The sequence below is a fragment of the Hydrogenophaga intermedia genome, assembly GCF_023715105.1.
Classification (GTDB): Bacteria; Pseudomonadota; Gammaproteobacteria; order Burkholderiales; family Burkholderiaceae_C; genus Hydrogenophaga; species Hydrogenophaga intermedia_A.
In genome coordinates this window covers 187,068-207,197 of sequence record NZ_JAMBNO010000002.1, presented here as the reverse complement: position 1 = coordinate 207,197, position 20,130 = coordinate 187,068, and the positions used below count along the sequence as shown (strand labels likewise).

Genomic DNA, 20,130 nt, shown 5'->3' with positions numbered 1-20,130 from the left:
ACCCATGTTCAAGAAGATCCTGATCGCCAACCGGGGCGAGATCGCGTTGCGCATCCAGCGGGCCTGCCGCGAGATGGGCATCAAGGCCGTGGTGGTCTATTCCGAGGCCGACCGCGACGCCAAGTACGTGAAGCTGGCCGAAGAGGCGGTGTGCATCGGGCCGGCGCCTTCGGGTCAGAGCTACCTGAACATGCCGGCCATCATCTCGGCTGCCGAGGTGACCGATGCCGAGGCCATCCACCCGGGCTACGGCTTCCTGTCCGAGAACGCCGACTTCGCCGAACGCGTCGAGAAAAGCGGCTTCACTTTCATCGGCCCCACGCCCGAGTCGATCCGCCTGATGGGCGACAAGGTGTCGGCCAAGCAGGCCATGATTCGCGCCGGGGTGCCCTGCGTGCCCGGCTCCGATGGCGCGCTGCCCGATGATCCGGTGGTGATCAAGCGCACCGCCAAGGCGGTCGGCTATCCGGTGATCATCAAGGCCGCGGGCGGCGGTGGCGGGCGCGGCATGCGCGTGGTGCACACAGAGGCCGCGCTGCTGCACGCGGTGCAGACCACCAAGGCCGAGGCCGGTGCGGCCTTCGGCAATGCGGAGGTCTACATGGAGAAGTTTCTCCAGAACCCGCGCCACATCGAGATCCAGGTGCTGGCCGACCAGCACCGCAATGCCGTCTACCTCGGCGAGCGCGACTGCTCCATGCAGCGTCGCCACCAGAAGGTGATCGAGGAGGCGCCGGCGCCGGGCATCCCGCGCCGCCTGATCGAGAAGATTGGCGAGCGCTGCGCGGCGGCCTGCAAGAAGATCGGCTACCGCGGCGCCGGCACGTTCGAGTTCCTGTTCGAGAACGGCGAGTTCTATTTCATCGAAATGAACACGCGCGTGCAGGTGGAGCACCCGGTCACCGAGTGGATCACCGGCATCGACATCGTGAAAACCCAGATCGCGGTGGCGGCGGGCGAGAAGCTGCCTTTCACGCAGCGCCAGGTGCAGCTCAAGGGCCACGCGATCGAGTGCCGCGTGAACGCCGAGGACGCCTACAAGTTCACGCCGTCGCCCGGCCGCATCACCATGTGGCACCCGCCCGGCGGGCCCGGCGTTCGCGTGGATTCACACGCCTACACCAACTATTTCGTCCCCTCCAACTACGACTCCATGATCGGCAAGATCATCGTGCACGGCGATACGCGCGAACAGGCACTGGCCCGCATGCGCACCGCGTTGGCCGAGACGGTGGTCGAAGGCATCAAGACCAACATCCCGCTGCACCGCGAGATCATGGTGGACGCCAGCTTCGTGGCCGGTGGCACCAACATCCACTACCTCGAAGAGTGGCTCTCGCAACGTGAGCGCTGATCACGCCGCCGACGAGACCGGGCCGCAGGCCGGGTCTCTGTTCGAACTGGTGCTGTTGGTGCCCGAAGCGGCCGTGGAGCCGGTGGGCGAGGCGCTGGACGCCCTTGATGCGCTGAGCACCTCGGTGGAAGACGCCGATGCCATGACCGAGGCCGAGCAGGCCTTGTTCGGCGAGCCGGGTATGCCACCCCCCAAGGAGGGCTGGCAGCGCTCTCGCGTGGTGGCGCTGTTCGGTACCGAGGCGGCGGCCCACGAGGCGGCGGTGCTGCTGCAGGCGCAGGACTTCTTCGAAGGCTGCGTGGTGCACGGCGTGCGCGCCGTGGCCGAGCAGGACTGGGTGCGCCTGACGCAGTCGCAGTTCGATCCGGTGGAGATCACGCCGAGCTTCTGGATCGTGCCGTCGTGGCACGAACCGCCGGCGCAGGCGGTGCAGGTGATCCGCCTCGACCCCGGCCTGGCGTTCGGCACCGGCACGCACCCCACCACGCGCATGTGTCTGCGCTGGACCGCGCGCCATGCGCCCGTGGGCCCGCGCGTGCTTGACTACGGCTGCGGCTCGGGGATCCTGGCGATCGGTGCCGCCAAACACGGCGCCACGACGGTGCTGGCGGTCGATATCGATCCAGCAGCGGTCGAGGCCACGCGGCTCAACGCCGAGGCCAACCATGTGCAGCTTGTGGCGGGCTTGCCCGACGCCGCGGTGGGCGAGCACGATCTCGTGCTGGCCAACATCCTGGCCACGCCGCTCAAGGTGCTGGCGCCGCTGCTGTGTGCCCATGTGCGTTCCGGAGGGCATCTCGTGCTCGCGGGCATCCTGGCACGCCAGGCCGACGAACTCAAGGCCGCCTACGCGCCATGGCTTGCACTCGAGGTCAGCGACGAAGAGGATGGCTGGATCCTCATGACCGCGCGCAAATCCTGAGGCGGCACGGCCCTTTGCGCGCGTGTGCCCCGCCATAATCCGCGCATGAGTTTCACCACCCGCTGTCCGGCCTGCGGCACCGTGTTCCGCGTGGTGGCCGATCAGCTCAAGATCTCTGACGGTTGGGTGCGCTGCGGGCACTGCTCCGACGTCTTCGACGCCACCATTCACCTGCAGGCCTGGGTGCCCGCGGCCAAATCACCGGGGCCGGATCGCGAACCTGCCGCGCCAACGACGCCGGCAGGCGCTGTGCCCGCGCCCGCGCCCGAGGCCACGCCTGGCCCCTCGCCGGTGTCAACGCCCCTGCCCACTGACTCGCCACCGCAGGACGTACCGGACGACGACGACTTGCGCGCCTGGTTTGGCGACGGCCCGCTGGATCCCCCATCGGCTGGCCAGTCACCCGCGCAGCTTGTGCCCGACGAGACGCCTTCCGCGCTGCCCCGGTCATCCGCGGCGCAGACCTTGCAAGAGGCCGCGGGCGCGTCCGAACCTGAAACCCTGCACGAAGCCGACCCCGCGCAGGCATCGTCTGCGCAGGAGGCTGCGGCGTCCGCAGAACCGGTACCGGCGCCCGATTTCCAGGCCGAACTCGAACGTTTCGCGCAGACGGTCCGCGCGAGCACGCCGGTGGCGGCACTGCCAGCCACGGCGCGCGAAGATCGCGCAAGCGAAACACAACCGACACCCGTGGCGCAGCCGCCGGCAGAGGATGTCGCGCAGGACGCGTCGGCAGACGCAGCGATGCCCGGCTTCATTCGGCAAGCCAGGCGGCGGGCGTTCTGGTCATCGGCGGGCGTTCGGGCCGCGCTGGGCGTCGTTGCGTTGTTGCTAGGGGCCTTGCTCGCAGCGCAATGGGCCGTCCAGCAGCGGCATCAACTCGTGGCGACCTACCCGCAGGCGCGTCCCTGGATGGCGCAGGTCTGTGGCTGGCTTGGTTGCGACCTGGCACCCCTGCGCCGCATCGAAGCGGTGGAGATTGAAAGTGCGGAGCTCGTGCGGCGGCTCGGGAACTTCTATTCGTTCGATTTCGTTTTGCGCAACCGGTCCTCGCTCGAGGTGGCCACGCCCGCGCTGGAGCTCACGCTCACCGGTCTGGGCACCCAGCCGATCGCACGGCGTGTGTTCCTGCCGCAGGACTGGCCCGATGCGCCCGCCGCCCTGCCGCCCGGTGGCACGGTGTCCGTCAGCCTTCGACTGGCGCTCATGCTGGGTGACGATGCGCCCACGGCGGGTTACCGCGCTCTCGCCTTCTATCCCTGAACCTTCTTCAATCAATCACTGCCATGCCCATTCTTGTCTGCGGATCGCTTGCCTTCGACACCATCATGACCTTCGAGGGCCGGTTTGCCGACCAGATCCTGCCCGATCAGTTGCACATCCTGAACGTGTCCTTCCTGGTGCCGGGTTTGCGGCGCGACTACGGCGGTTGCGCCGGCAACATTGCTTACGGCCTGCGCCTGCTCGGCAGTGACGTGGTTCCGCTGGCGGCCATTGGCAGCGATGGCGCCGACTATCTGGAGCGCATGCGCGGCCTGGGCGTGGACACCCGGCACATCGTGACCGTGCCCGATGCCTACACGGCCCAGGCGATGATCATGACCGACCGCGACAACAACCAGATCACCGCTTTCCACCCCGGTGCGATGTCGTTTGCGCACCAGAACCCGGTGCCCGCCCGTGCGGACCTGAGCCTGGGCATCGTCGCGCCCGACGGCCGTGAGGCCATGATTTGCACGCTGCGCAGTTGCATGCGGCGGGCATACCCTTCGTGTTCGACCCAGGGCAGGGTCTGCCCATGTTCAATGGCGACGAGTTGCGCCGTTTCATCGCGCAGGCCAGTTGGGTGGCCGTCAACGACTACGAGGGACGCATGCTGTGCGACCGCACCGGCCTGTCGCTGGCGGACATCTCGGCGCAGGTGCGCGGCCTCATCGTCACGCTCGGCGAACATGGCTGCGATGTGTGGGAAGGCGGTGCCGCGGCACGTGTTGCCGGCACCGCGGCGACCGCCGTGGTCGACCCCACCGGCTGCGGCGATGCGTTCCGCGCGGCCTTGCTGCACGGTCTGTCCCAGGGTTGGCCGCTTCAGCGGTGTGCGCAACTGGGCAACCGCATGGGCGCGCTCAAGATCGCGGTGCGTGGGCCGCAGAACTACCAACTCGGTGACCTGCTGTCCTGACGACTGCCGCGGGGGATCGGGGCGGCGCGCCCCGATCACGCAGGCACCATGAAAAAAGCCCGGTGCTTTCACACCGGGCTTTCAGATCCACCCAATGGACCTCAGGGTTTGCTGGACGTGGGGAACGGCCAGGCAGCCTGGGGGTTGAGCTTGGTCTGAGCGGCGGGAGCGGCCGCGGGCGCAGGGGCAGCCGGCTTCTTGGCCGGCTCAGCTTTTTTTGCGGGGGCTGCCTTCTTCGCGGCGGCCTTCTTCGCAGGGGCCTTTTTCGCAGGAGCCTTCTTCGCAGCGGCTTTCTTCGCCGGCGCTTTCTTGGCGGCAGCCTTCTTCGCAGGCGCCTTCTTGGCAGCGGCTTTCTTGGCAGCGGCTTTCTTGGCCGGCGCCTTCTTCGCCGCGGCCTTCTTGGCCGGGGCTTTCTTGGCGGCGACTTTCTTCGCCGGTGCCTTCTTGGCCGCGACCTTCTTCTTGGCCGGGGCCTTCTTGGCGGCGACTTTCTTCGCCGGTGCCTTCTTCACCGCGACCTTTTTGGCCGGGGCTTTCTTGGCGGCGACTTTCTTCGCCGGTGCCTTCTTCGCCGCGGCTTTCTTGGCCGGGGCTTTCTTCGCCGCAGCCTTCTTGGCCGGGGCTTTTTTCGCAGTTGCCATTGCTTTCTCCTTGATCAAGTTGCAAAGAGCACTTCAGCCGGTCAGATGGCCGGTGAAGTGATTCAGCGCCTTGCGGTTTCGCGGCGTTGCCGCGGTGAACCCCAGGGTGCTGAACCCGGGTTTCAGGTCAGCGAGGGCGTCTGCGCGCCTTGTGGGCTGTCCTGAAGAAACGATGCCGAATACCTTCAGATCTTTCGTGTGCTGGCAATGCGGTCGAGGCCTCGGCCGGGACATCAGTCCCAGGACAGCGCTCCGCCGGATTGGTACTCGATCACCCGTGTTTCGAAGAAATTGCGTTCCTTCTTGAGATCGATCATCTCGCTCATCCAGGGGAACGGGTTTTCTTCGTTCGGGAACAGGGGCTCGAGGCCGATCTGCGTGGCGCGCCGGTTGGCGATGTAGCGCAGGTAGCCCTTGAACATGGAGGCGTTGAGGCCGAGCACGCCGCGAGGCATCGTGTCCTCGGCGTAGCGGTACTCGAGTTCGACGGCCTTGAGGAACAGCTCTTTGATCTCGGCCTTGAACTCCGCCGTCCACAGCAGCGGGTTCTCCATCTTGATGGCGTTGATCAGGTCGATGCCGAAGTTGCAGTGCATCGACTCGTCGCGCAGGATGTACTGGTACTGCTCGGCGGCGCCGGTCATCTTGTTCTGCCGGCCCAGCGCCAGGATCTGGGTGAAGCCGACGTAGAAGAACAGGCCTTCCATCAGGCAGGCGAAGACGATCAGGCTCTTGAGCAGCGTCTGGTCGTTCTCGGGGGTGCCGGTCTTGAAGTTCGGATCCATGATCGCGTCGATGAACGGGATCAGGAACTCGTCCTTGTCGCGGATGGAGGTGACTTCGTTGTAGGCGTTGAAGATCTCACCCTCGTCCAGACCCAGGGACTCGACGATGTACTGATAGGCGTGCGTGTGGATCGCTTCTTCGAAGGCCTGGCGCAGCAGGAACTGGCGGCACTCGGGCGCGGTGATGTGGCGGTAGGTGCCCAGCGTGATGTTGTTCGCCGCCAGCGAGTCGGCGGTGACGAAGAAGCCGAGGTTGCGCTTGACGATGCGGCGCTCGTCTTCCGTCAGGCCGTTCGGGTCTTTCCAGAGCGCGATGTCGCGGCTCATGTTCACTTCCTGCGGCATCCAGTGGTTGGCGCAGGTGGCCAGGTACTTCTCCCAGGCCCACTTGTACTTGAAGGGAACGAGCTGGTTGACGTCGGTCTGGCCGTTGATGATGCGCTTGTCGGCCACGTTGATGCGGCGCTGCTGCGCGGCAGCAACCTGGCCTGCGTGCGCAGCGGCGGTGGCAACGTGAGGGGTGACAGCGGCGGTGGTCTCACCGAAGGATGAGACTTGCAAGCCCGGCTGGCCGGTGAGGCGGGGGCTGTGCGTCGACGTCGAAGATGGTGTTGCGGGTTCTTCCCAGTTCAACATAGGGGTCTGTCCGATTCAGCGAATTATCAAAGTGTCTGTGCGAATTGCAAAGCAATCAGAGCGCGCGTTGGCGAAATTTGTTGCAGTGGTGCATCGAATGATTCAACGCAATGCACCTTCAACACATCGCTGACGCGCGTTCGAACTCACTGGCAAGCCTCACAGCCGGGATCGTCGATGGCGCAGAACTTGATGTCGGTGGCGGGCTCGGCTGCCACGGCAGCGTTGCTGATCGCCGCCGCCACCGGCGCACTCGCGGTGGCCGACACCGCGTTGAGCTGGCCCGTACGGCCAGTGGATTTCTCGACCTGTGTGGCCGAGGTGGTGCGCAGGTAATAGGTGGTCTTGAGGCCACGCAACCAGGCGAGCTTGTAGGTCTCGTCGAGCTTCTTGCCCGATGCGCCAGCCATGTAGATGTTCAGGCTCTGCGCCTGGTCGATCCACTTCTGGCGGCGGGCGGCGGCTTCGACGAGCCACACCGGCTCGACTTCGAACGCGGTGGCATACAGCGCCTTGACGTCCTGCGGCACCCGGTCGATCGGGCGCAGCGAGCCATCGAAGTGCTTGAGGTCCATCACCATCACGTCGTCCCACAGGCCCAGGCGCTTCAAGTCCTTCACCAGGTAGCTGTTGATGACGGTGAACTCGCCCGACAGGTTGGACTTGACCGAGAGGTTGCCGAAGCACGGCTCGATGGAGGCGTCCACGCCGATGATGTTGGAGATGGTGGCGGTCGGCGCGATGGCGACGCAGTTGGAGTTGCGCATGCCGTCTTGCGCGATCTTGGCGCGCAGCGCGTCCCAGTCCAGCGAGCTGGAGCGGTCCACGTCGACGTAGCCGCCGCGCTCGCGGGCCAGCAGGTCCAGCGTGTCGGGCGGCAGGATGCCCTTGTCCCACAGCGACCCCTTGAAGCTGCTGTAGCGGCCACGCTCCTTGGCGAGCTCGGTCGAGGCCCAGTAGGCGTGGTAGCAGACGGCTTCCATCGAGCGGTCGGCGAATTCGACCGCCTCGTTGGAGGCGTAGGGGATGCGCAGTTCGTAGAGCGCGTCCTGGAAGCCCATGACACCCAGACCCACCGGGCGGTGGCGCAGGTTGGAGTCGCGCGCCTTCTTGACGGCGTAGTAGTTGATGTCGATCACGTTGTCGAGCATGCGCATCGCGGTGGCGATGGTGCGCTTGAGCTTGTCGTGGTCGAGCACCTTGCCGTTTTCGCCGTCCTTGAGGTGGCGCAGCAGGTTGACCGAGCCGAGGTTGCAGACCGCGGTTTCGGTGTCGCTGGTGTTGAGCGTGATCTCCGTGCACAGGTTGGAGCTGTGCACCACGCCGGCGTGCTGCTGGGGCGAGCGCACGTTGCAGGCGTCCTTGAAGGTGATCCAGGGGTGACCGGTCTCGAACAGCATCGAGAGCATCTTGCGCCACAGGTCGGCGGCCGGCACCTTCTTGTACGGCTTGATCTCGCCGCGTGCGGCCTTTTCTTCGTAAGCGAGGTAAGCGCGCTCGAAGTCGGCACCGAACCTGTCGTGCAAGTCGGGCACGTTGGACGGCGAGAACAGGCTCCATTCGCCTTTTTCCAGCACGCGCTTCATGAACAGGTCGGGAATCCAGTTCGCCGTGTTCATGTCGTGGGTGCGGCGGCGGTCGTCGCCGGTGTTCTTGCGCAGCTCCAGGAACTCCTCGATGTCGAGGTGCCAGGTTTCGAGATAGGTGCAGACCGCGCCTTTGCGCTTGCCGCCCTGGTTCACGGCCACCGCGGTGTCGTTGACAACCTTCAGGAACGGCACCACCCCTTGAGATTCGCCGTTGGTTCCCTTGATGTGGCTGCCCAGGGCACGCACGCGGGTCCAGTCGTTGCCCAGGCCGCCGGCGAACTTGGACAGCAGTGCGTTTTCCTTGATCGACTCGTAGATGCCGTCGAGGTCGTCGGGCACCGTGGTGAGGTAGCAGCTGGAGAGCTGCGAGCGCAGGGTGCCGCTGTTGAACAGCGTGGGCGTGCTGCTCATGAAATCGAAGGTGGAGAGGATCTCGTAGAACTCGATCGCACGGGCCTCGCGGTCGATCTCGTTCAATGACAGACCCATGGCCACACGCATGAAGAAGGCCTGGGGCAGCTCGATACGCGACTTGCGCACGTGCAGGAAGTAACGGTCGTACAGGGTCTGCAGGCCGAGGTAGTCGAACTGCAGGTCGCGCTCGGGCTTGAGCGCAGCGCCCAGACGGGCCAGATCGAACTGCAGCAGGTCGGGGTTGAGCAGTTCGGCGTCCACCCCCTTCTTGATGAAGCCGGGGAAGTAATCGGCGTAGCGCTGGCCCATCTGCGCCTGCGGCACTTCCTCGCCCAGGATTTCCTTCACGATGGTGTGCAGCAGCAGGCGCGCCGTGGCGTAGGTGTAGTCGGGGTCTTTCTCGATCAGGGTGCGCGCGGCCAGGATGGCGGCCTTGTAGACCTCTTCCATCGGCACGCCGTCGTACAGGTTTCGCTTGGTCTCGGCCACGATCGGATCGGCCTTCACGTCAGCGCCCAGGCCGGCGCAGGCGTCGGTGATCAGCCGCGTCAGGTGCTCGATGTCGAGCGGCACGCGCTGGCCGTTGTCAAGCACGTGCAGCGTGGGCTCGGCCGAGCGCGCGGCGGCGGCCTGGCTGGCGCGCTCGGCGGCGCGGCGCTCGCGGTAGAGCACGTAGGCACGGGCCACTTCGTGGTGACCGCTGCGCATCAGGCCGAGTTCGGCCTGGTCCTGCACGTCCTCGATGTGGAAGGTGCCGCCGCCCGGGCGCGAGCGCATCAGCGCGCGCACCACGTTCTGCGTCAGTTCGTCCACCGTCTCGCGAACGCTGGCCGAGGCCGCGCCCTGGGTGCCGTGCACCGCCAGGAAGGCCTTCATCATGGCCACGGCGATCTTGCTGGGCTCGAACGGCACCACCGCACCGTTGCGGCGGATGATCTGGTACTGCGCGTAGATCGAGGCGCTGCTGCTGCCACCGCTGGCGGAAGGGGTGGCCTGCCAGGCGGGCGATTGTGGGGAGGTTTGGGGGGTGGTGGCGGTCAGCATGGTTCCTCTTGCGGTCCGGTCGGTTTCTTTATGGGGGCAGTTTCCGATGTCCGAGGCCAGCAGGTGCTGGGCTGGCATCGATGAGGGCACACTATATCTGGTGTGTGGAGGGGGTTCAAGGCACTAGGGGTAGTGTTTTTCATAGGGCGCGATTCGACGGGCGGTGCCACGCGCCAGAGGCGCCCAAGGGGCTTGAAATTCGCGGGTGAGATGCAGTGATCTGGCGCTTTGCAGCGCGATTTCGCTCGCCAGACCGCATGGCAGCAGTGTTCGCTGCCTAGACTGGTTGCGCGGGTGTGGCGTGCGCAAAACACGCACGCGACCAACCGAGAGCGTTGCGCAGGCGCTCCCAGTCGAACCCCGGGCCGGGGTCGATCTTGCGACCGGGCGCGATGTGCTCGTGCCCGGCCACGTGCACCAGCGGATGCTCGGTGGCGAGGGCGGTGCACAGCGCCGCCAGGGCTTCGTACTGTGCGTCCTCGAAGCGCTCGCCCTCCAGGCCTTCGAGTTCGATGCCGATCGAGAAATCGTTGCAGTTATCGCGGCCGCGCCAGCACGATCGGCCGGCGTGCCACGCGCGATCACGTGTCGAGACGAATTGCTGCACGCGCCCGTCGCGCCGCACCACGAAGTGCGACGAGACCTCCAGGCCTCGGATCGACTGGAAATAGGGGTGCGCGTCCCAGTCGAGGCGGTTGGTGAACAGCCGCTCGATCGCATCGCTGCCGTACTCGCCTGGGGGCAGGCTGATCGAGTGGATCACCACGAGGTCGATGGCCGTGTGCGGCGGCCGCGGCCCGTGGTTGGGTGAGGCGATGGCGCTGGCGCCGGTCCACCAGCCCTCACGCCACGCTTCAGCCGGCATCGTTGCTGTCGCCTTCGGCTGCACCCGATGCACCGGGCATCACGATGCCCAGGCGCTGGATGCGGTAGCGGATCTGGCGCAGGTTCAAACCCAGGCGCGCGGCCGCAGCGGTGCGGTTGTAGCCGCATTCCTGCAGTGCCTGCAGCAGCACGCGGCGCTCCTGCTCGTCCAGGTAGCTTTGCAGGTCGGCAGGCAACGCGGCCTCGGCATCGATGGGTTCGCCAGACATCGTGTCCGGTGGCGACAGCGTGTCGCGCAAGGTGTCGGGTAGCGTGTCCCCGCTCTCGCCGAAGTCGGCCGGGTACAGCACCGGCCCGTTGGACAGCGCGAGCGCGCGCTGCAGGAGGTTCTCGAGCTCGCGCACGTTGCCGGGCAGCTCGCGTGACTGCAGCCACGCCAGTGCCTCGACCGAGAGTTCGGGCACCGCCTGGCCGGCTTCTTCGCACAGCCGCGCCAGCAATGCCTGCGCGAGCTCGGGCAGGTCTTCGCTGCGATCGCGCAGGGCCGGCGTTCGCAGGCCGATGACGTTGAGGCGGTAGAACAGGTCCTGGCGGAAATGGCCGGACTGCACCAGCGCGGGCAGGTCGCGGTGGGTGGCGCTCACCAGCCGCACATCGACGGCTTCTTCCTGCACCGCGCCCAGCGCGCGCACGCGCCGCTCCTGGATGACGCGCAGCAGCTTGGCCTGCATGGCCAGCGGCAGATCACCGATCTCGTCGAGGAACAGGGTGCCGCCATGCGCAGCCTGGAAGTAGCCCTCGCGATCGGCACTCGCACCGGTGTAAGCACCCTTGCGCGCGCCGAAGAACTCGGCCTCGATGAGGTTTTCCGGGATGGCGCCGCAGTTGACCGCCACGAACGGGCCGCTGGCGCGGTGGCTGCACTCGTGCACGGCACGCGCCACCAGCTCCTTGCCGGTGCCCGACTCGCCGAGGATGAGCACCGGCGCCATGCTGGTGGACACTTTCTCGATGCGGGACTTGATCTGCACGATGCTGGGCGCACGCCCGACGATGCGTTCCAGCGCCCGCACACCGGACGGTGGCGGCGGCGCGCTGCGCACCGGCTCCGCGGGACCCGGGCGTTCGCCCAGCGTGGCGGCCAGGGGCGCTCGCTGGCTGCGCAAGGCGGCACTGACGGCGCCGCGCAACTGGCGCAGGTCCACCGGTTTGGTGAGGTAGTCGAAGGCACCAGCCTTGAGCGACTCGACCGCGTTCTCCGCGGAGCCGTGGGCGGTGATCACGATGCACTTCTCACTGCGCTGGCTCTCGGCGATCTCGCGCAGCAGCGCTAGCCCCAGGCCGTCGGGCAACTGCATGTCGGAGATCAGCACATCGAAGCGGTGGTGCGCCAGATGCTCGCGCGCCTGCTGCAGATCGGCCGCCGTGGTGACGGCGTGGCCCTCGCGCAGCAGCGTCAGTTCGTAGAGCGTGCGCAGATCGGGTTCGTCGTCGACGACCAGCACGGAGGCGCTCGGTGTGGGGTGTGTCATGCGGCTGCGTGCGGTGGCCTCAGCTGGGCGCCAGCGGGGGCCGCCCCGAGCGCAACGGGTCGACGATGGTGCGCTCCTCGCCGGGCTGCGACGGGTAGGACAGGCTGCTGCGATGGCCGCCCTCGCGGGCCGCGGGTGCCGGCGTTGCGCCTTGCACCGCCGGGATCAACACGTAGAACTCGTTGCCTTCGCGTTGGTCCAGGCGCGAGCGCTGGTAGGCGATCTGGGCGCCGTAGCGCTCGCAGAGCTCGCGGCAGATGTACAGGCCCAGCCCGGTGGAGCGGCTCTCGGAGGAGAAGAATGGCTCGAACAGGTGCTTGTGCACCGAGGCCTCCAGCGGCCCGCCGTCACTCCAGACGGAGATGCGCAGGTGGCCGCCGCTGCCACTGGGTTGGGTGATCACGCGGATCGATGCGGGTTTGCCGCTGGCATGGCGCAGCGCGTTGTCGAGCAGGTTCACCAGCAGGCGGCGCAGGTGTTCGGGATCGAACCCCACCTGCCCCTGGCCGGCATGCAGGTGCACGCCGAGTGCCTGCGTCACCTGGTTTTGCCGCATCCATTCGGCGGTGATGCGGCGCAGCGCGGTGTCCAGCGCCAGCGGCGGCAACTGCTCGTCGCTGCGGTTGGGCTGCGGTCGAGCGACGTTGAGGATGTCGTCGACGATGCGTGAGAGGCGCTGTGCGTTCTGCTCGATCATGTGCGTCAAGCGCTTCTGCGACGGCTCCTTCACTTCCTCGTCGAGCAGCGCATTGGCCTGTGTGATGGCAGACAGGGGGTTGCGGATCTCGTGGGCCACCGCGGCCGACATGCGGCCCATCGAAGCCAGCTTCTCGGTGCGCACACGCGCCTCGACCTCGCGCAGGTCTTCGAGGAACAGCACGCACAGCGAGCCGCGCTCGCCCACCACGGGCGTGAGCTGGGTGCGCGCATGCAGTCGCTGGCTCGGCCGGTCAGGATGGTTGATGGTGGTCTCGGTCTCGAGCGCGGCATCGACCGCAAAACTTTCCTGCACCAGCGCAGCCAGGTGCGACCAGCTCGGCCGCGCCGACAGCAGCAGCTTGGCCCCGGCCGGAAAGCCCTCGCCCATGAGCATGGCGCGCGCAGCGGGGTTGGCGTTGCGCACCACGCCGTGCGGATCGATCACCAGCACGCCCACACCCAGGGTGTCGATGATGACCTCGTTGACCGCAGCCTGCGCGCGCGCGGCAGCCTGGTTGCTGGCCGAGACCGCCTCTTCGCGCGCCAAGCGGATCGCAAGCTGGTTCGCCAGGACCGCGATGACGAAGAAGCCCGTGCCCGCCAGCCCGGCCTGCAGGAAGCGCGCGGCATCGATCTGGCCTGCCAGCGGTGTGGCCAGCCAGGCCTCGGCAAGCATCAGCAGGGTGACGGCCGCGGCTGTGCCCAGCCCGAGGGTCAGTGGTCCGAGGATGGCGCCCAGCAACACCGGCAGGGCAAACAGCGGCGTGAGGTTGATGCTGCTGCGGTCGAAGTACTGCATCAGCGCAAACACCGCAATGTCCACGCCCAGGGTGATCAGCCATTGCAGCGCGGGCGCCTGCCGGTGTTCGGCCGGTGGCCAGTACAGCATGACCAGCGCGCAGGCCAGCAGGTACAAGGACGCGAGTCCGGTGAGCCAGATCGATCCGTTGCCGCCGGTGGTCAGCAGGAACACCTGCAGGCCGAGCAGGACCAGGGCCACGACCAGACGCGCGTGCATGAACGCACGCCACAGGCGAACGAAGGCTCGCTGGCGCTGCGCGAGGGTGTGGTCGATCGGGCTCTCGAAGGCCGAGTACCACGAGGTGGCAAAGCTGGAGCTGTCGGCTTTGGGCATGTCGGGCTCAGGCGGACGGGCCTTCCAGGCGCTGTCGGTGCTCGGCGCTGCAATAGACGCCCTGGTTGCCTGGCACGGCTTCGTTCTGCGGCAGGTGGGTGCCGCACACACGGCAAGCCACCATCGTCACCGGTTTGGCCGGCGGCGGCGACGGGGGGCGCTGCACGGCGCGATCGGCCGCCTCGGCGCGCCGGTTGTTGCGCCAGATCCAGAACGCGACCCCCACCACGGCGAGCACGAGCAGGTATTTCATGGATTCAGGGGATTGAGAGGCGCTACGTGCGTTGCAGCAGCACTTCGAGCACGAAGCGCGAGCCCACGTAGCCGAGCAGCAGGAAGCCGGCGCCGAGGTAGAGGGTGCGCACGGCCGTACGGCCTCGCCAGCCCAGGCGCCAGCGGCCCCAGAGCAGCACGCCCATGGTGAGCCAGGCCAGCACCGAGAACACGGTCTTGTGGTTCCACACCATGCGCTGGTTCAGCAGTTCGGAGAAATACCAGCCGGCCATCAGCGTGAGACTGAGCAGCACGAAGCCGGCGGCCACGAAGCGAAACGTGAGGCGCTCCAGCGTGAGCACCGGCATGGCCGCTTCGGGCGTGAGGCCGCTGCGCATGGCGCGCTCGGCGCGTTGCAGCAAGAAGGCGTGCAGCACCGCGGCGGCAATCAGGCCATAAGAGGCGATGCCCAGTGCCCAGTGCAGCGGCATCCATGCCGAGGGCAGCGTCGGGTGGTGAGCCCCCGGGAAGAGCAAGGCGAGCGACATCACCGCGGTGCCGATGATGGCCAGCGTCCAGCGTGCCTGCAGCTGGGGGTAGAGACGGCTTTCCAGCAGGTACACCGTGAGCACCAGCCAGGCCGTCACCGACAGCGCCGGGGCGAAGCCGAAGCGCACCGGATCGCCGACCAGGCCGGCGAGCAGGGCGAGCAGGTGCAAGCCCCAAGTGAACGCCAGCAGCGCACGGGCCTGCATCGGGCTCAACCGGGGGCAAGCCCAGGGCACGAGTGCGTAGGCCAGGGCGGTGAGCGCCGACAGCGTCGCCGCCGGCACGTTCAAGGCCAGTTGGGGCAGCAGGTTCATGGCCGCAGTGTGGGGCGGGGCACTAAAATCACCTGCACATCTTAACGGTGCCCCCGGCCGCGAAGCCCCGGCCCTGCCGGCGCCCTGCGCTCGGCGCGCCCCGTGCGCCGCCGCCAGACCACCCCACACCGCAGAGCAACATCCCCATGGCTTCCGCCCTGTCCGAACGACTGTCTCGCATCGTCAAGGAGATGCGCGGCCAGGCACGCATCACCGAAAGCAACGTCAGCGACATGCTGCGCGAGGTGCGCATGGCGTTGCTGGAGGCCGACGTCGCCCTGCCCGTGGTGCGCGATTTCATCGCGCGTGTGAAGGACAAGGCGCTTGGCGCCGACGTGGTGGGTTCGCTCACGCCCGGGCAGGCGCTGGTGGGCATCGTCAACCGCGAGCTCGCGGCAACGATGGGCGAGGGTGTGTCGGACATCAACCTCGCTGCTCAGCCACCGGCAGTGATCCTCATGGCTGGCCTGCAGGGCGCCGGCAAGACGACCACCACCGCCAAGCTGGCGCGCCACCTGATCGAGAAGCGCAAGAAGAAGGTGCTCACCGTCTCGGGCGACGTGTACCGCCCCGCGGCCATCGAGCAGCTCAAGACGGTGACGGCCCAGGCCGGTGCCGAGTGGTTCCCGAGCACGCCCGAGCAAAAGCCGGCCGACATCGCGCGTGCCGCGCTCGATCACGCGCGGCGCCACCATTTCGACGTGCTGCTGGTCGACACCGCGGGCCGCCTGGCGATCGACGAAGCGCTGATGCGCGAGATCCAGGAACTGCACGGCGTGCTCAAGCCGGTGGAGACGCTGTTCGTGGTCGATGCCATGCAGGGCCAGGACGCGGTCAACACCGCCAAGGCCTTCAAGGAAGCATTGCCGCTCACCGGCATCGTGCTCACCAAGCTCGACGGCGATGCGCGCGGCGGTGCGGCGCTGTCGGTGCGTGCGGTCACGGGCGTGCCGATCAAGTTCGCCGGTGTGTCCGAGAAGCTCGACGGCCTGGAGGTGTTCGATGCCGATCGCCACGCGCAGCGGGTGCTGGGTATGGGCGACATCGTGGCCCTGGTCGAGCAGGTCACGGCCGGCGTGGACATGGCCGCGGCGCAGAAGCTGGCGGCCAAGGTCAAGAGCGGCGAGGGCTTCGATCTCGAGGATTTCCTGGATCAGCTGCGCCAGATGAAGCAGATGGGCGGTCTCTCCAGCTTCATCGACAAGCTGCCCGCCCAACTCGCCGCCAAGGCCGGCGCCACCGATCTGTCGCGTGCCGAGAAGGACATCAAGCGCAAAGAGGGAATCATCTGCAGCATGACGCCTGCCGAGCGCCGCAAGCCCGAGCTCATCAAGGCCACGCGCAAGCGCCGCATCGCCGCCGGCGCCGGCGTGCACGTTCAGGAAGTGAACCGCCTGCTCAAGGAGTTCGAGCAGATGCGCGACATGATGAAGAAGATGAAGGGCGGTGGCCTCATGAAGATGATGAAGCGCATGGGCGGCATGAAAGGCATGCCGAGGCTGGGGTAGCACCCCTGCCGCGCTGCGCGCGACCCCCTCAAGGGGGCGGCATCAGCGGCCCGGCAAAGCCGGTTCCGCGATGCCTCTGGATGGCGTCCCCACAATGCAAAAGGCCCGGCGGTTTTCCGTCGGGCCTTTGTTTTTTCGTGTCCGATTCAGGCCGCTTTCAGCGCCAGCCGGCTCGCGTGGCGCCAGGCGCTGCGCAGCACGGCCGGCGACCACGACTCTTCGGGAATCAGCAGCACGCCGCGCGCGCGCATCCAGCCCCCCAGGTCGACGCGGCTGGTGGCCACGGTGAGCGGGATGGCCAGCAGCAGCGGGAGCGCGACGGGTGCCAGCCACAGCAAGGCGTCGGCGTTGATCAGGGCCACACCCCCGCCCAGCAGCACGATCACCGCGCTCATGGGCGCCAGGCGTTGTGCCGCATCGGCCCAGGCGATGCCGGCGGCTTCGCGCGGGGGCGACTTCCATTCGAGCTTGAGACCGGTCAGCGCCACGCCCACGAACAACGAGTGCGCGAGCATGCGGATCGGCGCCTGCAGCACGGCCAGCACGGTCTCCACGACCGCGCTCATCAGCAACGCGGGCGCACCGCCGAACTGGCGTTGCTCGCGCTTGAGGAACACGGCCACCAGGCCCAGCACGCGCGGCATGAACAGCAGGCACAGCGTCCACAGCCACAGGCCGCGCAGCTCTGCGGGCACGGCGTCCCAGCTCGGCACGGCGGTCTGGTCGGTCACCCACAACGCGGTGCCGAAGGCCAGGAAGGCCAGCCACAGCGGCGCCGACAGGTAGGACATGGCGCCGATGGCGAACATGCTGCGGTGCACGCGGTGGATGCCGGGTTCGGCCATCAGGCGCGCGTTCTGCAGGTTGCCCTGGCACCAACGGCGGTCGCGCTGCAATTCGCTCAGCAAGTCGGGCGGTTGTTGCTCGTAGCTGCCCTGCAAGTCTGACACCAGCCACACGTGGTAGCCGGCGCGGCGCATGAGCGCGGCCTCGACGAAGTCGTGCGACATGATGCCGCCGGCCATGCCGCCCTTGCCCGGGATCGGCGCCAGCGCGCAGTGCTGCATGAAGGGCTCGACGCGGATGATGGCGTTGTGGCCCCAGTAGTGCGACTCGCCAAGCTGCCAGAACTGCATGCCCAGCGTGAACAGGCGGCCCGTCACGCGCGAGGCGAACTGCTGGGCACGCGCGTGCAGCGTGGCGTGGCCCACGGCCTGGGTGGCGGTCTGGATGATGCCGGCGCGCGGGTGGGCTTCCATCAGCCGCACCATGTCGGTCAGGCAACGCCCGCTCATCACGCTGTCGGCATCGAGCACCACCATGTAGCGGTAGTCCTTGCCCCAGCGGCGGCAGAAGTCGGCCACGTTGCCGGCCTTGCGGTGCGTGCGGCGCGTGCGCAGGCGGTAGTACACCTCGACCGCAGCACGGCCGCCCTGCGCGGCGAGTTCGGTGCGCAGGTTCTCCCAGGCGGCGCGCTCGGCGCGCTGGATCGCGGGGTCGTAGGAGTCGGAGAGCACGAAGACGTCGAACACGCCGGCCTCGCCGGTGGCGGCCAGCGAATCGCAGGTGGCGCGCAGGCCGGCGAACACGGTGGCCACGTCCTCGTTGCAGATCGGCATGATGATCGCGGTGCGCGCGTCGGGGCTGATCGCATGGTCGCGCACGTCGGCCGCGCGCAGGGTGTGCCGGTCACCGAAGAGCGAGACCCAGAAGCCCATGAGCGCTGTGACGAAGCCGGTGAGCACCCAGGCCGAGAGCACGACGAACAGCACCAGCTGGCTGGCCTGCAGCCAGGGATTGCCGTCCTCGGGCTGCAGGTGCGCGAACAGGGCGCCGGCCATCAACGTCCACAACACCGTGAGCACCACGAACACGGCGCGGCGACGATTGCCCGCAGCCTGCCAGGGCTCCTGCGGCTCGGCCGCGCGAGCCACCCGCTGGCCATAGGGCGGCAGCAGGTCGCTCGCGGTGCTCAGCAGGGCGGTGCCCACGCTGTTCCAGAAGCCGCGCCAGGGGCGCGGCACCATCGATCCGCGGTTGAGTGGGGGCGCCGTCACCGCGTTGGGGTGGCGCTCCTCGCGCAGCCGGCTGCGGGCAGTCATTCGGGCAGTAGCAGGTGCGTCCATGTTTCGCTCACGGTGTGTTGTTGGTGTTGCAGGAAGGCGCGCAGTTCGACCGGCTGTGTCGGGTCGTTGCGCGCGACGCGCAGGCTCACGCGCCAGCTGCGCGTCGCCGGGTTGGGGTAGGCGATGGCCTCGAGCACGCGGCCGTTGGCGTTGGTGCTGACAACGGCACGCAGGTCGGCGCCGGGCGGCAGGGCGTCGAGGGCGGGGCCGGCGAAATCGAGCACGAACTTGGGTTGCTTGGCCTGCTCGGCAGCGCTGAGGCGGCTGTAGCCATAGCCGCGGCGGCTCTGCGTGACCCAGCTGGCGGGCGGGCGCTGCTGCTCATCGCCTTGCCAGGCGATGTCGTAGGCCAGCTCCAGCGGTTGCCCCGGCTGCAGCGCTTGCGCCGGCACCCAGTAGGCCACGATGTTGTCGTGCGTCTCGTCCGGCGTGGGCAGTTGCACCAGCTCCACGCGGCCCGCGCCCCAGGCGCCGCGCGGCGTGACCCAGGCGCTGGGCCGGCGTTCGTAGCGCGCTTCCACGTCTTCGTAGCTGGCGAAGCGGCGGTCGCGCTGCATCAGCCCGAAGCCACGCGGATCGGTGGTGCCGAACGAGCTCACCGTGATGGCCTTCGGCCGCTGCAGCGGACGCCACAGCCACTCGCCTTCGCCGCTGGCCAGCATCAGGCCGTCGGAGTCGTGCACCTCGGGGCGGAAGTCGCCGGGCAGGGGCTGGTTCTCGCCCGACAGGAACATGCTGGTGAGTGGCGCGATACCCAGCGTGTTGATCGGTGCCGCGCCCTCGCGCGCGAACAACCGCAGGCGCACGCCCATCGTGGTGTTGAAGCCGGGGCTGATGTCGAAGCGGTAGGCACCGGTGACGCGGGGCGATTCGAGCAGCGCGTAGATGGTGACTTCCTTGGCGTCGGGCGCCGGGCGCTGGATCCAGAAGCCGGTGAAGCGCGGAAACTCCTCGCCGCCGCCCCCCACCGTATCGATGGCCAGGCCGCGCGCCGACAGGCCGTACTGCTGTTGGGCGCCGAGTGCGCGAAAGTAGCTCGCGCCCAGGAAGACCACCAGCTCGTCCTTGTAGGCGACGTTGTTGAGGGGGTAGTGCAGGCGAAACCCGGCGTGGCCGAGGTCGCCCCAGGCGCTGGTGTCGAAGCGGTTGGCGCCGAAGTGGAAGTCCTCGCTGCGGTAGGGAATGTCGCGCACCTCACCCTGGGGCGTGATCTCGTGGATGCGCACCGGCTGCGTCTGGTACAGCCCGAGGTGGAAATACTGCGCCTCGAAGGGCAGGCCGGCGTTGCGCCAGGTGGCGCGCTCGGGGCGGAAACGGATGTCGCGCAGCTGGTCGTAAGTGATGCTGGCGAGCGGTTCGGGCAGCTTGTCGCTGCTTTCGCGCCAGGGCTCGGCCGAACGCACCTGCGCGAGGTGCACGAGCTGGTCCCAGCCGAAGGCGTGCGCGGGGCCCCAGGCCAGCAACGGCGCGGCCGTCAGGGCGATGGACAGGTGGCGAAGGCGTCGGGCGATTCGGGTCGGGCTCCAAGGCATGCGCTCTATAGCGCAAGCGCTGTGCCAGTCCTGAAAAACGCTTTCGAATCAAAGGCTTGCGTATGCCGGGCTGGGGCAGTCCGGTTCGCAGCGCCTTCACCCCCGGGAAAACCCTTGATTTTGTCGCCAT

14 protein-coding genes and 1 pseudogene are annotated in these 20,130 nt (G+C 67.7%); 5 read left to right on the top strand and 10 right to left on the bottom strand.

Going from position 1 to position 20,130, the window contains the following annotated elements; all coding sequences use genetic code 11:
* Positions 1 to 4 precede the first annotated feature (4 nt).
* From accC to M3149_RS02685, 4 genes and pseudogenes are all read left to right on the top strand, one after another.
* Positions 5 to 1,354, top strand: a complete 1,350-nt coding sequence (gene accC / locus M3149_RS02700; RefSeq protein ID WP_251707791.1) for an acetyl-CoA carboxylase biotin carboxylase subunit — start codon at positions 5 to 7, stop codon at positions 1,352 to 1,354.
* A 37-nt stretch (positions 1,355 to 1,391) separates the two neighbouring features.
* A complete protein-coding gene (gene prmA, locus M3149_RS02695) occupies positions 1,392 to 2,276 on the top strand; it encodes a 50S ribosomal protein L11 methyltransferase (protein WP_251707918.1) in 885 nt (294 codons plus the stop codon).
* 45 nt (positions 2,277 to 2,321) lie between these two features.
* Complete coding sequence (locus M3149_RS02690) at positions 2,322 to 3,539, top strand: DUF3426 domain-containing protein (RefSeq protein WP_251707790.1); 1,218 nt, start codon at positions 2,322 to 2,324, stop codon at positions 3,537 to 3,539.
* A 23-nt stretch (positions 3,540 to 3,562) separates the two neighbouring features.
* Positions 3,563 to 4,458, top strand: a pseudogene (locus M3149_RS02685) (carbohydrate kinase family protein).
* 101 nt (positions 4,459 to 4,559) lie between these two features.
* Here the strand turns inward: M3149_RS02685 and M3149_RS02680 are convergent.
* The 8 genes from M3149_RS02680 to M3149_RS02645 form a co-directional block, all read right to left on the bottom strand.
* Positions 4,560 to 5,099, bottom strand: coding sequence for a histone H1-like DNA-binding protein (locus M3149_RS02680; RefSeq protein WP_251707789.1), 540 nt, complete (start codon positions 5,097 to 5,099; stop codon positions 4,560 to 4,562).
* Between the two features lie 233 nt (positions 5,100 to 5,332).
* Positions 5,333 to 6,520, bottom strand: a complete 1,188-nt coding sequence (locus M3149_RS02675) for a ribonucleotide-diphosphate reductase subunit beta (protein WP_251707788.1) — start codon at positions 6,518 to 6,520, stop codon at positions 5,333 to 5,335.
* A gap of 146 nt (positions 6,521 to 6,666) precedes the next feature.
* Complete coding sequence (locus tag M3149_RS02670; RefSeq protein ID WP_251707787.1) at positions 6,667 to 9,567, bottom strand: ribonucleoside-diphosphate reductase subunit alpha; 2,901 nt, start codon at positions 9,565 to 9,567, stop codon at positions 6,667 to 6,669.
* Positions 9,568 to 9,844: 277 nt separating this feature from the next.
* Complete coding sequence (ampD, locus tag M3149_RS02665) at positions 9,845 to 10,432, bottom strand: 1,6-anhydro-N-acetylmuramyl-L-alanine amidase AmpD (RefSeq protein ID WP_251707786.1); 588 nt, start codon at positions 10,430 to 10,432, stop codon at positions 9,845 to 9,847.
* On the bottom strand, positions 10,422 to 11,924 hold the full coding sequence (locus tag M3149_RS02660) for a sigma-54-dependent transcriptional regulator (protein ID WP_251707785.1): 1,503 nt from the start codon (positions 11,922 to 11,924) through the stop codon (positions 10,422 to 10,424). The genes ampD and M3149_RS02660 overlap by 11 nt, the downstream gene beginning before the upstream one ends.
* Positions 11,925 to 11,943: 19 nt before the next feature.
* Positions 11,944 to 13,758 carry a sensor histidine kinase gene (locus M3149_RS02655; protein WP_251707784.1) on the bottom strand — a complete coding sequence of 605 codons (1,815 nt, stop codon included), beginning with the start codon at positions 13,756 to 13,758 and terminating at the stop codon, positions 11,944 to 11,946.
* A gap of 7 nt (positions 13,759 to 13,765) precedes the next feature.
* Positions 13,766 to 14,011 carry a PP0621 family protein gene (locus M3149_RS02650; protein ID WP_251707783.1) on the bottom strand — a complete coding sequence of 82 codons (246 nt, stop codon included), beginning with the start codon at positions 14,009 to 14,011 and terminating at the stop codon, positions 13,766 to 13,768.
* A 22-nt stretch (positions 14,012 to 14,033) separates the two neighbouring features.
* Positions 14,034 to 14,834 carry a cytochrome C assembly family protein gene (locus M3149_RS02645; RefSeq protein WP_251707782.1) on the bottom strand — a complete coding sequence of 267 codons (801 nt, stop codon included), beginning with the start codon at positions 14,832 to 14,834 and terminating at the stop codon, positions 14,034 to 14,036.
* Between the two features lie 146 nt (positions 14,835 to 14,980).
* On the opposite strand from M3149_RS02645, the gene ffh reads away from it, so the two are divergent.
* Positions 14,981 to 16,342 carry a signal recognition particle protein gene (gene ffh / locus M3149_RS02640; RefSeq protein ID WP_251707781.1) on the top strand — a complete coding sequence of 454 codons (1,362 nt, stop codon included), beginning with the start codon at positions 14,981 to 14,983 and terminating at the stop codon, positions 16,340 to 16,342.
* 146 nt (positions 16,343 to 16,488) lie between these two features.
* Here the strand turns inward: ffh and mdoH are convergent, their stop codons facing one another.
* Positions 16,489 to 18,444, bottom strand: a complete 1,956-nt coding sequence (mdoH, locus tag M3149_RS02635; protein ID WP_251707780.1) for a glucans biosynthesis glucosyltransferase MdoH — start codon at positions 18,442 to 18,444, stop codon at positions 16,489 to 16,491.
* Positions 18,441 to 20,000 (bottom strand): glucan biosynthesis protein, encoded by a 1,560-nt coding sequence (locus M3149_RS02630; protein ID WP_251707779.1) that lies wholly within the window; start codon positions 19,998 to 20,000, stop codon positions 18,441 to 18,443. The genes mdoH and M3149_RS02630 overlap by 4 nt, the downstream gene beginning before the upstream one ends.
* Positions 20,001 to 20,130 lie beyond the last annotated feature (130 nt).